General features: G+C 51.2%; 11 protein-coding genes and 1 pseudogene. 4 read left to right on the top strand and 8 right to left on the bottom strand.

What is annotated here, in order from left to right; all coding sequences use genetic code 11:
- Nucleotides 1-6 precede the first annotated feature (6 nt).
- Nucleotides 7-1,155, top strand: a complete 1,149-nt coding sequence (locus NHU87_RS17710) for a beta family protein (protein WP_253551221.1) — start codon at nucleotides 7-9, stop codon at nucleotides 1,153-1,155.
- Nucleotides 1,156-1,292: 137 nt separating this feature from the next.
- On the opposite strand, the pseudogene NHU87_RS17705 reads toward NHU87_RS17710, so the two are convergent.
- Nucleotides 1,293-1,717, bottom strand: a pseudogene (locus NHU87_RS17705) (isochorismatase family protein).
- A gap of 546 nt (nucleotides 1,718-2,263) precedes the next feature.
- Here NHU87_RS17705 and NHU87_RS17700 point away from each other — a divergent pair.
- The 3 genes from NHU87_RS17700 to NHU87_RS17690 all read left to right on the top strand — a co-directional run bounded on the left by NHU87_RS17700 (nucleotide 2,264) and on the right by NHU87_RS17690 (nucleotide 4,446).
- On the top strand, nucleotides 2,264-3,241 hold the full coding sequence (locus NHU87_RS17700; RefSeq protein ID WP_253551219.1) for a hypothetical protein: 978 nt from the start codon (nucleotides 2,264-2,266) through the stop codon (nucleotides 3,239-3,241).
- A gap of 299 nt (nucleotides 3,242-3,540) precedes the next feature.
- Nucleotides 3,541-3,780: a hypothetical protein gene (locus NHU87_RS17695; RefSeq protein WP_253551197.1), complete on the top strand. Its 240-nt coding sequence runs from the start codon at nucleotides 3,541-3,543 to the stop codon at nucleotides 3,778-3,780.
- Nucleotides 3,781-3,858: 78 nt separating this feature from the next.
- Entirely contained in the window at nucleotides 3,859-4,446 is a 588-nt protein-coding gene (locus NHU87_RS17690; RefSeq protein WP_253551195.1) for a hypothetical protein, read from the top strand.
- A 188-nt stretch (nucleotides 4,447-4,634) separates the two neighbouring features.
- Here the strand turns inward: NHU87_RS17690 and NHU87_RS17685 are convergent, their stop codons facing one another.
- The 7 genes from NHU87_RS17685 to NHU87_RS17655 all read right to left on the bottom strand — a co-directional run bounded on the left by NHU87_RS17685 (nucleotide 4,635) and on the right by NHU87_RS17655 (nucleotide 11,952).
- Nucleotides 4,635-5,951, bottom strand: coding sequence for a hypothetical protein (locus NHU87_RS17685; RefSeq protein ID WP_253551193.1), 1,317 nt, complete (start codon nucleotides 5,949-5,951; stop codon nucleotides 4,635-4,637).
- A 304-nt stretch (nucleotides 5,952-6,255) separates the two neighbouring features.
- A complete protein-coding gene (locus NHU87_RS17680) occupies nucleotides 6,256-6,549 on the bottom strand; it encodes a hypothetical protein (protein ID WP_150754323.1) in 294 nt (97 codons plus the stop codon).
- Entirely contained in the window at nucleotides 6,546-7,526 is a 981-nt protein-coding gene (locus NHU87_RS17675; RefSeq protein ID WP_253551299.1) for an integrase domain-containing protein, read from the bottom strand. The genes NHU87_RS17680 and NHU87_RS17675 overlap by 4 nt, the downstream gene beginning before the upstream one ends.
- Nucleotides 7,504-7,863 carry a hypothetical protein gene (locus NHU87_RS17670; RefSeq protein ID WP_253551191.1) on the bottom strand — a complete coding sequence of 120 codons (360 nt, stop codon included), beginning with the start codon at nucleotides 7,861-7,863 and terminating at the stop codon, nucleotides 7,504-7,506. Before NHU87_RS17670 ends, NHU87_RS17675 begins: the two co-directional genes overlap by 23 nt.
- Nucleotides 7,850-9,247, bottom strand: coding sequence for a YfjI family protein (locus tag NHU87_RS17665; protein WP_253551189.1), 1,398 nt, complete (start codon nucleotides 9,245-9,247; stop codon nucleotides 7,850-7,852). The genes NHU87_RS17670 and NHU87_RS17665 overlap by 14 nt, the downstream gene beginning before the upstream one ends.
- Before the next feature lie 1,144 nt (nucleotides 9,248-10,391).
- Nucleotides 10,392-11,300, bottom strand: coding sequence for a hypothetical protein (locus NHU87_RS17660; protein WP_253551182.1), 909 nt, complete (start codon nucleotides 11,298-11,300; stop codon nucleotides 10,392-10,394).
- Nucleotides 11,301-11,709: 409 nt separating this feature from the next.
- The gene (locus tag NHU87_RS17655) at nucleotides 11,710-11,952 is read right to left on the bottom strand and encodes a Fic family protein (RefSeq protein ID WP_301271488.1); all 243 of its coding nucleotides are present in this window, start codon (nucleotides 11,950-11,952) and stop codon (nucleotides 11,710-11,712) included.
- Between the last annotated feature and the right edge of the window lie 34 nt (nucleotides 11,953-11,986).

Raw genomic sequence — 11,986 nt, 5'->3', positions numbered from 1 at the left:
TGAGCTATGAAAACTGTTTATGTTCCGATTTTAAAGGCTAAAGCTGGTGAGCTTTCCGCGCTTATGCATTTAAAGGGCGCCGCTATCGAGCATGTACTACCTTGGTTTGACATATCACCTATTAATGATGACAAGCTCGAGAAACTCAGTAGTCAGCTATTTCCACCGATTGAAGCCTATTTGAGTGGCGTAGCAGCGGAAATTTCCACGGTGTGGAAAAATCGAAAGATATTGCTAGATATGCCAAAGTGGGCAACTAACGCTCAAGCCGAGGGTGGCGAGCACGTACTTCCATTTTTACGAAATGAATTGGCTTCATTTCGTGTTAGTGCCGATCTGGTAGTTGATTATGTTAGATGGGATGATCCAGTCTACGCTAATGCGCTTCGTGGGGCGGGAGTCACGGGTGGGTGTGATTTTGCTCTACGTCTCGTGATGGACTCCGATACAGTTGAGGAACTGTCCGAGGAAGAGTTGGTTTTGGAGAGATTGACCGATATAGCGGATACTTTGGATTTTGATCCTGCTCTTGTGATGGTTATGATTGATTTTGGAGATATATCTAACGAGAAACATACGGTGCCTGATTTGGTTTCTAAATCAGAAAGGGCGATTGATCTTTTGTCAAGAGCTGGATTTAAAATATTCAGATTGGCCGGGTGCTCCCTCCCTGCTTTCATATCTCAGTCGATTAAGACGCAAAATAGTACCGGGTTAGTTGTTAGAAAAGAGATGGAGGCATGGAGGATCTTGATCGTGCAGCCGGGGCTAGATTCGCTCGGGTTTAGTGATTACGGTATCCGAGGGCCTAATGCAAAAGAAACAGGCGGTGCTTCGAACGCGAATGGAAAAATTCGCTATACAATTGATAGGGAGATTTTCATTGCTCGAGGATACCCTTTAACTGAGGGGTTGAAAGGTGCGCAGCATCAGGAGCTTGCCCGTTTGGTGATAAAATCGGGTCACTGGGTTGATGAAAAATTTAGCTGGGGAGATAGGGAGATTCTTCGGTGCAGTGAAGGAGAATTCTCGGGTAGCTCTTCAGATTGGATCGCAATAGACACCAATCATCACATCCATTCAGTCGTGCGTGAAGTAATAGAGTACAGAGATCTGGTGGCCGCAAAAGCTGCTAGGCAGCAGGTAAAAATCTGAGTCTGAGGAGTAAGTGTCTACTTACTTTCGGCTGAAATAAAAGCGGCCCTGAGGTGGGGGCGCTGAAAAAAAGAAACGGGGCCAGACCACGATTAATTCAGTACCGGCATGATCATCCAATCGTTTTCTGCTCCTGATCACTCTACGGCAGTTCCCATCACAACCTCACTGACCTCCACCGTATGCTTGAAGTGATGCTGCCAAAGCCTATTTCCAACCCACCCCTCCGATCCAGTGACGAACCCACCTTCAAATCGGTAATCGGCTTCGGCTGTAATCCCGCATCAAACAGCGCAAACCCGGCCGCCAGGCAGCAGGTCTCCGTCTGAAGGCCGCAGACCAACACCCGATCCACCTTCAGGCTTTTCAAATATTCGATGGTCTCAGGCGAAGGCGCATAACCGTGTTTGATGAAGATACGGTCGGCCTGGATCAGGCTGTCGTCGTCCGGCGCAGGGTGTCAGCCGAGTTGTTCCTGCAAGGGAGTTCTGGACACCGTCGATGAGCCATTGGGGAGGAAGAAGCTGGGCTGCACGTCGATGATCAGGAGGGCTTGGCGCAGGGAATTTCCGAGGGCGGTCGCGGCGACGGTTGCATCTTTGGCCACGGGCGATTTGTGCGGGGCTGGTTGGCCTCTTCGCGGGCAAGCCTCGCTCCTACAGGGGATGTGGAGTGGCCGACAATTTACCAAACCCCAGATGCAACAAAGCCCGCACTTGGCGGGCTTTGTCGTTTTCGGATTGGTGGGCCGGGGTAATTTGAATCCGTTTGGTAAGTTGTTGATTTATAACATTGATATCTAATTTGATTTTTGGTTGGAATACCAATTGGAATACTGCACTCCAGTTGACCACCCGTTTGCATTCGATCTGACCAGCACGTTTCGTAACCATGATTGGCAGTGAACTACCCATAGCTGCCGGTTGCGACAGGCAGAAATCGGCCAAAAGGAGCCAGTTGGATGCGCCCAGTAGATCAGGGGATTCAAGTACACTCGGCTGATCTTGCCTACGACTGCGGAGGCGCTACGCTAAAGGCTTCTTACGCCGTTTTCTGGAACTGCAAAGGCGGATAGATTGTAAACACTAGCTCATAATGGAAGGTATACATGACTGGCTACTTAGACACTATTTCGCACCCGTGGAATCGGAAGCAAATAATGGCGGCAATGACACACAAATTTATGGAAGTTCAGCCTTCAATTGATAGAACTCCTGGCGGAAAAATTTGGAATGACTTGAAAGGGTTGGATGATACGGCATGGATTTTCTATACAAGCATTTCCGAACTAATTGATGAAATTTGTATTTTTGGGGAGCGGAGCAAGGATGCAGAATTCTGGAATAAGAGCAATGAAAAAACGGCAGATCACTACACTAGAGAGGTAAAGCGAAAACTATACTATTGCACCTCCTCACTTATGACCTTAGTAGATATCTCCAGAAATTTTGACAAAAGACACAAGGTAGATGGATCTAGCATAAAAAGATCTGAGATTTTCACTACGTTTGGACTGCACAATTTTTTACAAGACCTGCGCAACTTCAACACACATTGGCGTATTGCCGAAGCCAACTGGTCGATAAAGTACGACATGGAAAGTGGTACGCGGACGGCTCACTTTCAGATAGACAAGAAAGATTTTCTCGCATGGAGCAACTGGACTGCTAATGCAAAAAAATACATCCAAGAATTAGAAGGCAGCGTTGATGTTTATAAAATACTTGCAACATACAAGAAGCAGGCGCAAGCATATTACGCTTGGCACAAAGGTGCTGTAATTGAACAAAACGCTGAAGCACTACAACAATATTTTGAGTATACAAGAATTCATGAAGGTTTGCGCCAGTATCAAAAGTGGAACATGCTCCTTTCGCATGCAAAAAGTGATACAAACCCTTATCAATACTTGGCAAAATTTCTTTCAAACTCTCAAATTGAGTCAGTCCTCTCTTATCCCAAGCAAAGTGAGCAGCAGATGGATGCTTTGATAAGGGCAGTAGACACCTATCAGATCTGCGACCAAAATCTCAAAGCCAAGCTAATGAAGGTGTTTTCTGTCTCTGACTCGTCCTTGAATCTGTAGACGCTGGACGGCTACATTTGGCCGTTCTCCCCCCCAGTCATGGCTACGCAGTGTGATGGTCGAATCCGATGGAAATGATTGGTCAGGTCGAATGCAAATGGGGGGTAAGTCTGTTCAATTATCCAGACAGGTAGACAATCAAGAGTCCATTGGCTCTGCCGATTAGGGCATAAAGGGCATACGGAAAGAGAATTTTCAATGGCAGCAGCAAACACCGCTGATCGTGAACTTTGGGAAGCTTTTGCGTCCGATTCAAGTTTAAGAAAGTGCGTGACGCACGTGTAGTGAACGCCGAGAAGATGAAAGAGTTGAAAGGCTCATTCGAAAATTTTCGTCAAGGCAGACGCATTCTCTCCACCGAAAGCGCAACGGAGCTGCGTGGGAAGCTTCTGCACATGTTGCAACTTCAACATGCGGTTGCCGTGGAGTGTAAAACCCTTGGCCCGGCATTTGAAATCGTAAAGGCCAAAATCCAATCGGAGTTCGATACTCAGGTCGAAATGGCGTATATGGCGCAGGCAATGACTGGCTGCGATTGATCGAACGCGGCACCACCAACGCGCCGGGTCTTTAATCGCGGTGATTCGCAACCTAGGATTTGAAGGGAAACCGGACTGATGAAAAACATGCTTTGCGCATCCTTGCTTGCCTTTACTGCCATGTCTGTGCAGATGGCTCAGGCAGGGGATGCGAGCTGCAACGCGCGTTACAACACCGTCGTATTCGTGTATCCGAAGCCAGTAGGCGATCCCATTTACGACAAGCTCTCCGAAAACGCGAAAAGCATGCGAGATAGTTCGCCTGAGAGCATCCTCGACGCTACCTTTGGCAAAGGCCTGTACGAGGTTGTGAAAATCGATGACATCCCTCTCACTGCTAATGGCGAACCTGTCATGAGCGAAAAACTGCACAATGACGAGCCAGTACTTATTACGGGGGCAGACGGTAAACCCAAAATCACCCCCACCCACACTGGCTGGCGCTACGTATACACCGGTGAACCTGTTGATGACGGGGTCAGGACCGATATTCGGATAGAGCGTTTCGATAAAACACCGGTCACTGGCAAGCCTATGCTCTTGCACGCCAAGTGGACGGCTATCGTAAATAAGGCCGAATTGCAGGACTGGACCGTACCGTCATATCCCTACGGTTTCGTCACGCAGATGGACGTAACCGATTGCCCGTTAGCGCGTAACCGCTGAGACCACCGAAAGGCCGCTGTAGTACTGCCCCGTCCTTCGGGGCTTCGGCAGCTACACCAAGAAACCGGCACAGGGCGATGAAGCTCAATCGTGGGTAAACATCGTGAAAAGCATTCGCTCCACATTAGTTTTATCCGTTCTCATATTTCTGCCGCTGGCTGCGCAGGCGGCTTCGACTATTGCCTATTCTACAGACGCTGACTTATGAAGTTGTAAGTTTCGATATTATTTAAAATCCCTTGCTCTTGCTCAAGCTTATCTGCGTCTTTTTTCATCTCATCACAACGTGACTCCCCAGAAAAAAATTGAAATCCACGAGATCTTCTATTTGAAGCATGATTTGGAAGGCAAATTCCAAAGATGGATGTTGCATGGGGGAACTTGTATAGTGCAACCGTAATATATTGACTTAAATGTACGGTGAGCATGATCTCAAGGTCTTCATCTGTAATATGCTCAGGTACGACTGGATATACTAACCATAGGTACATTAACCCAGGAACATCTTTTGATTCAGAAATATTACACCAAAAAGTCGATGAGTCCTCGTATATAATGCCTTGCAAGGTTTTACTCATAATCTGTCGACTCAAACGTGACTCAGAAGCCATTATTCTAAGGAATTTCTCATGGTATGAAAATGGTTGATCTTGTCCAATTATAAGTGATCCAGAATTATATTCTTCTGCCATATGATCGATAAGATCATCAACTACGTATGATGATATTCTGATTTTGTCGCGCTTTTCTCGTAATGGGCTTTTTGCATATAAATCCCAAAGCCCAGCAGGTACAGTTTTAACCCCGTTTTCGATCGGAAAGTCGTCACTTGGTATATAGAAGTCAGAGTTGCCAGACTGACTCATTACATAAGCAGCAACGAGATTCTCTTCTCCGTGAATCAAAAATCTTTCTTCGCCATTTAGTGCCTCCTGCTTTCGTGCAAGATAGTCAATAAGGTCACGAGTTGTATCGAAACAATTAAAAATTGCTTCCAGCGCGGCAGTGCTAAAAACATGCACGAATTCTGGGTACTTAACTCCCACACTCATGAACGGACTATCATTATCACAGTGCGTATCTATACATAACCCCGGATACCCCAGAGACCGAAGATGAGCATCATCACAACCATTGGCTACTGCTATGAGGTGAACACGCATATTTTCAGGTTTAGGAATAACTAAAGGGAATGGTGAGGACGCATGTACATCGCAGAATATACGCTCAGGGAATTTTACCAGTTGATTGAAAGCGCCACGAAGCTGCCGAATGCTCCCGGCTACAGCTTTTCTGTACCAGCGTTCCCAAGCAACACTTTTGTTAGCTTGATCATCGAAGTTGATTAATTTATCAGACATGATAATCACATCGTTACCAAAAACCACTAAAGCATCGCATAGCTCTTTCCCCTTGGCATAATGCGGACTTTGATAAGTCCACATCGACAAAAAAGTTCTTCGTGTCAATTCACCAAGCCGCTCTTCCGATTTATTGAAGCTCATTCTTGTCCATCCTAGAAGTTGTATTTTTAGGCTTGGTCTCTGCACCGGCAGAGAAGCGCATCACTCACATTATGTTAGCAAAAGCCTTTTCACTATTTTCTTGTTTTAGACGGTTTTTTCTCCAGACTGAGTCTCTCTTACCTCATCCTTGTACGTGCCCGCGATTTTATTGTATGTGTCCTATTGTGAATGTCCGTTCATGGCCGCTTTTTGCCGTTGCCGCGTGTGCTTCGAGCAGGTTCATCAGCAAGAGGATATCCGCGCTGAGATAGATGACGGCGGACAAGTGTGCCTGGAAGGCTGCCTACTCACGATTCGAGCGATCCATCAGCAATTGCCGGCCGTTCCCTAATCGCTTCCAGATCAGCAGAGCGGTGAGTCGATAGTAATACCGGGTGGTGCCGGAATGGTCTTTCAGGTGCTGAGTGAGAAACCAGCGCACATGCTTGAGCTGCCAGGTCCAGGGATTGTCTCGCTGCCATCGCTGTTGAATGGCCGCTTGCATGATTCGGGCTTGCCGTAGGTGTCGTTGCTGCGTGACCTGCGAGCCGGTCAGTACGCCGCTCAGGAACAGCGCTATATCGAATGGTTTGGTCACTCTCGACCTCCAATGTAGGCCGAAACTACATCGACTCGGTAATGCCCGAGCTCAAGGCTGATCTGTTGGCGCGCCCGTTGATCGAGGCCGCGGTCAATGCGATAGCCGTGACCACCATTGACCGGTGCGACGTGCCCCGTGAGCTGTTCGTAACGCTCGCATGCGTAGGCTGCTCGCAGTTCATGAAAGCCCTTCAGCCCTTGTTCGTGCAGTATTTCGCGGGCGGGGAGCACGGTCTGTTGCAGGAACGCGGCGTAGCTTTCGTCGCGGGCCAGCAAGTAGCGGCTGCCGGGCGGCGACGCATGATGAGCCAACTGCAGTGCCGCTTTCACCTCTTCATTGGCCACAACCCATCGCGGCGCTGAAGCGCCTGAACGCCCGCCTTTGGTACCGTCCTGGATGTTGATGCGGCCTAAGTGTTCGGCTTCGCGGTGTAAGCGTGGCAGGTCAGCCAGGATCGCTTCGCGCAGGCGCATGCCGGTTTCTCGGGCCAACAGGACAATCGCCGCCACCCGCTCGTGTTGCTGCTTGCCAAGCACCTCAAGCACTCGCCGCAGCTGTTGGCGGTCTTGGCCATCTGGCGCGCGGGTGCGTACGCTCGAGCGCCGCAGTCCTAACGCCTGGCTCGGACTGGCGATCCTGACGTCCTGATCACCGCGCAGCGCGGCGATGGTGCGGTTGACGCTGCTCAGGCGGTTCTGCGCGGTGGCGATGCTGAGCTCGCCTTGTTGGATCTGCTGGCGCAGGTAAGCGGCGTAGTCCTGCAGCGTTAGTCGATCGATCTGGCGCGCATCGTTGTAACCAGGGCCGTCCTCTGAACGACACCAACGCACGAACGCTTGCCAGCGATCGCTATGCGCTTTCACCGTGGCGAAGTGGCCGCCGGCAAATAGATCCTTTAGCGCTTGTGGGCCGGCGTAGCTCAGCTGGCGGCCATAGCCAAAGTTGCGACCCTCACGCCGACCGACTAGTGCCATCGTCATCACCGTTTTCGTTTGTTTGCAGAAAGAGCAGCACGGCTTTCCAGTGAGGACTGAGCCTGACCATCTGCTGCCAGTGTGTCGGGCGGATCAGGAGGGCGTTCTCGTGGTGTTGCAACAGTGCCCCTTCCTTGCGCAGTTGCTCGACCAGCAGGGCGAGGTGGGCAGGGTCAATTGGTGGTGTGGCGACAGCGGCGACAGTGGCGACAACCCGCGTCGTTACTGGCCTGGCGCGTGGCGACAGGGTGGCGACAGAGGCGGCGACACGCCGTGATTCAGGTTGTGGTTGATGTTGCGCCTGGTAGCGGCGCACCGCGTCATTAAGGCGAAACATGGCGGACCTCGAAAGTTTTTCCGTCGCGGCTGCTCAGCCAGCGATGAGTGATCAGCACGACCAATAAAGAAGCGGTATGGTCAGCGCTCTTGCGCGCAAAACGAGGGCCGTTGCGATTGACGTCGCGGACGGTGAAGTGGGTCCAGCCTTTCTGCACCAGCCAGCGCAGCAGCCGATCCGCTTCCTCACGTCGGCTATTGACCGGCTCCTGTTCGGTCAAGCGCTGAATCTCAGCCAGGTAGTAATCCATCAGCGTGGAGGCGCGCTGGATGTGTGCTTCGTCCAACGCACTGGCCTCTTCAACCATGGCCAGCACGCCTGCGATACGCAGTACATTCGCCGCCGCCTTGCCTGCGACAGGTTGGATACCGGCCAGCTCGCCGAACTCGCCAGACTGGCACTCGATGGTGTCATGAATATCAATCCAGGCCCGGCGGGCGCGGGGAGTCAGCTCCAGCGTGGCAGGATTGAGTGAGCCATCCTGGTGAAGCGACCAGGGCTTTTGCAGCAGGGCGGTGATCCGCTGTTGGTAGTGCTGGACTTTGGCATCTCGGGTCAGGTCGATCGCCTTGTAAAGTCGCTGGCCGGCCAGGCGCTCGGGCCAACTGATCAGGCAACGGCCGAGGATGCCTTGGCCATTGATCACCGGGTCTTTGAACAGCTGGTTGGCCAGGTAGGGCTGCAGCATCAGGTGCAGGCTGAGGCGGCGGTCATAAGCGCGCAGGCTTTCTCCGGCCATAGAGCGGGCCCGGTCGATCGGGCTGCCATCCCACAGTGTCGACAAGGTGGTGATCGCCTTGAGCAGATTCTCTTTGCTCATGGTGCTGCTGCCCAAGAACTGTCCACCTTCATCATTGAACAAGCCCATGCTGGGCAAGCCATGGCACAGACTTTTGACTAGAGCCTCAATGGTGGGCTCGGCAATGATCAGTCTCGGCGGTACCGGCTCGGATAGTTCTCCGCCTTCCGCCTCCGCGTGCTTCTTTGAGGTTTTGGGTTTGGCCATGATGCTGGTAGCGGCGCGATAGGCTTTGAGCTTTTCCGCATACAGGGTCCACTGTTGCCGCTCCCAGTCGCGCGCTGCCCTTAATGCCAGGTGATCCACCGCGCTTTTGCGATCCCCCGAGGACGCCACCGTCAGTAGGTAGAGGGACAGCGGATAGGTTCGACCGTCGAGTTGGGCATTGGCGTGGCCCTGGCTCACCAAGGCAGCGGTAGCCAGCACCGACTGTGCAGCCATGGCGCAGGGCACGCCAATCACCTCGGCCAGTCGCTCGACCGCAGGGCCCAACAGATCCCCGAGTGCTTCGACCGGGTAGGGCAGTGGCGCCTGCTGGCACTCCAGCAATGGTTGTGGGGGTTCGAACGCTTCGCACAGTTGCATCGAAATTCTCCTGAGATTATCGACTTCGTCCTCACTCATCCCGCCACGGTTGTTGAGTGTTATCAGGGATCAAGGCCCCTGCGACCTGTGAGGTTTGTCCACTAACGCGGGACTGACGGCTCCTTACGGCCGGGAGCTTGGGCATCTCATGATCTGGCCTCCTGAACACTTCCGTAGAAGTGGGCGGGTGGAGGCTGCACTGGCTGACGAGACCAGCGCCGCGAGATATTGAGTCGGGTGAAGGCAGTGATGCGATGACCGGGGCATGCCTGACTGTCAGTCAGGTGCAGTCCATTTCATGGGCTGCGGCACCATCATCGGCATCGCTGTGGCGAGTGAGCATTCGGCGTTTGTCACGCCGATTGTCACGAGGGGGGAAGCCGCAAAGCCCCATGCGAGCAGGGCTGCAGCAGTGTGAGATTCGCCCGTCTCTTTAGGGGGCAAAGAGACGGGCAACAGGTTGGCGCAAGAAATGGCCAAGCGGATAAGTTGCTGCAGAGCAGTCAGGAGGGGCATTAGTTGCCGCAGTGGGCATTCTGGACGAAGTGGCATCCATCACATCGCTGTGACCGTGCGAGCCGCCGGACGCTAATCGCACTTTGGGGGGGAACCACCACAATGTGGCGTAGCCTCAAAGGTTCTGGCTACCTGGGTGCTGTCGAGGACAGCGCTTGTATAGTTTGGTTTAGCGCTCGTTCTGCTAGCGGTCAACAGTATTTTGGGGGCGACTTTTGCGCCAATCGGTAGCGCTGGAAGACCTTGGAGACCGGTGGCTTTCCATGGCCGGGTGGTCGTTCGTCGGTTATTAATGTAAGCCTGCGTAATTGCATGGACTTGACCATTTGCATTGTCACTGACCAGTCAATTACATTCGTGTTGATCAACCGTTTGCATTCGACTTGACCAGCACACGCCGTAGTGACGACCGGCGGAGAACGGCCGATTACTGCCTCTCGTAACGGGCGGCTATCACTCCCCAAAGCTGACGATGGCGACAGGCAGAAATCGGCCCATCCCAATGGGGCATGACACCTACAAAATAAGGGGCTATTCAGTTTTTATTTCAAACTCTGCTCGAAGCCCCAGGCTAGTGTTCTGCTCTCGAACAAAAAAACTGACGAGAACTAATCTGAAAACGCGGCACTCAGTTAACGCCGAAAATTAATTCTTTTGCGTAAGGACTAAAGCGATATCCTTTATATTCTTCAGGATTTTTAAGAGGCACATAAATCTTATGGCTTTCGTCAGTTCGAAATTTAGGAGAGAAGCTAAATACGGTAACCTTTGTTGCCGTGGCCCATCCCCACAAATAACGCCAAAATCCTTCTTTTTCCCTAAGTTCGATAGCGATATACTCTCCATAGTCCCGCTTGATCCAGTCTCCTACCCCTTTGTTGTCTTTGGCAACAACCCCTCTATACCTAATATCCCACTCATGCTTTGATTGCGTTTCACTAGATAGAGATGCATTGACATCCAGACCCGAACCAGGCGACATATAGACAGGCGTATCCTTTCCCAAATAATTGGGCACGGCAAACGCACCATCTGTAAAAGAGATCTTATCTGCAGGTGGCATCAGTGCGATTCGATAGTTGGAATATACGTAACTATCGTTTGAGTTTGTATCATGCATTATATCTGCCGCGCCAAGCGAGCCAGAGTGTGTCTGCGCGCTTTCAGGCAATTTATCGCGATCGGTTGCCTTGACGTATTTCAGAGACAGGTTGACGCTTTTCGCCGCCTTCCTTGAGTTATTTAATACCGACACTTCCACAGGAACTATAATGCGCTCTGATTCTGAAACCGTAGGGCTTGCGTAAAACATATAAACTGGCGAATCACTTTCAAGCGGCTCACTGTGCAGATAAAGCGTCGCCTCACCAGACCATTTTCCATCTGACAAATCACCTGCCACTTGGTAGATAAATGGAGTGGCGGGCATTGCCAACACCACAACGGCGGCAATCGGATGCGCTTTTATATACGCCAAAATTTTGCCAGTCTTCGATAGCTCCGCCATCTCAGTTCGAGCTGGGACTTGAGTATTCACAATAGGACTGTTTTCTTTTATTCCCCAAAACTTCCCCCTTATACGCAGCTAAATCCAATTGACTTTAACAAAAGTCATGAATGTATCGGCAACAACAAAAAAATCTTTATTAAAATAGAGGCATTATTTGTAAAAAGCTCACGCTCACGCGTACGCCAACGACGTGCCGGGCAAATTTCAACTGAGCGCTTAGGTAGCCTCGAAATGGGAAAAAGTGTTGTCGTCTTTACCGCTAGCTGAATAGCTGCGTTTTGCGGATGCATTTGAGTACCCGCTTCTGGCCGATTCTGTTGAAAAAGTCGACCATAGCTTCCACGATAGAAAAGTACGCGCTTGAGTTTGAAATCTTTGCTTTGAGCAGAAGACTCCGGGCTCAGATTTCGCGTAGCGACACGCAAAAAAGGTGTTTTCAGCCGTCAGCGGGCGGGCAGTCTGGAAGAACCGACTTTTTCAACAGAATCGGCCGACTACAGACCTTCGCGAATCGGCCAAAAGAAGCGTAAATCCGATCTCTCCCATCGACAAAGGGATGAATGAACTCACACTCATAATGGAGCGCTGAGCTAGCGATTAGTGAATGCACATTGCCGCTAACCAACGATTGCAACAGTTCATCCATCAATTGAGCCGGCCTGCGAGCCGGTGGGGTCATGCGCGGGGCAAGGTCAAAGGCGGTTGGTAATGGC

It is taken from the genome of Pseudomonas mandelii, assembly GCF_024138395.1.
Lineage (GTDB): Bacteria > Pseudomonadota > Gammaproteobacteria > Pseudomonadales > Pseudomonadaceae > Aquipseudomonas > Aquipseudomonas mandelii_E.
This window is presented reverse-complemented; position numbering and strand designations above follow the sequence as displayed.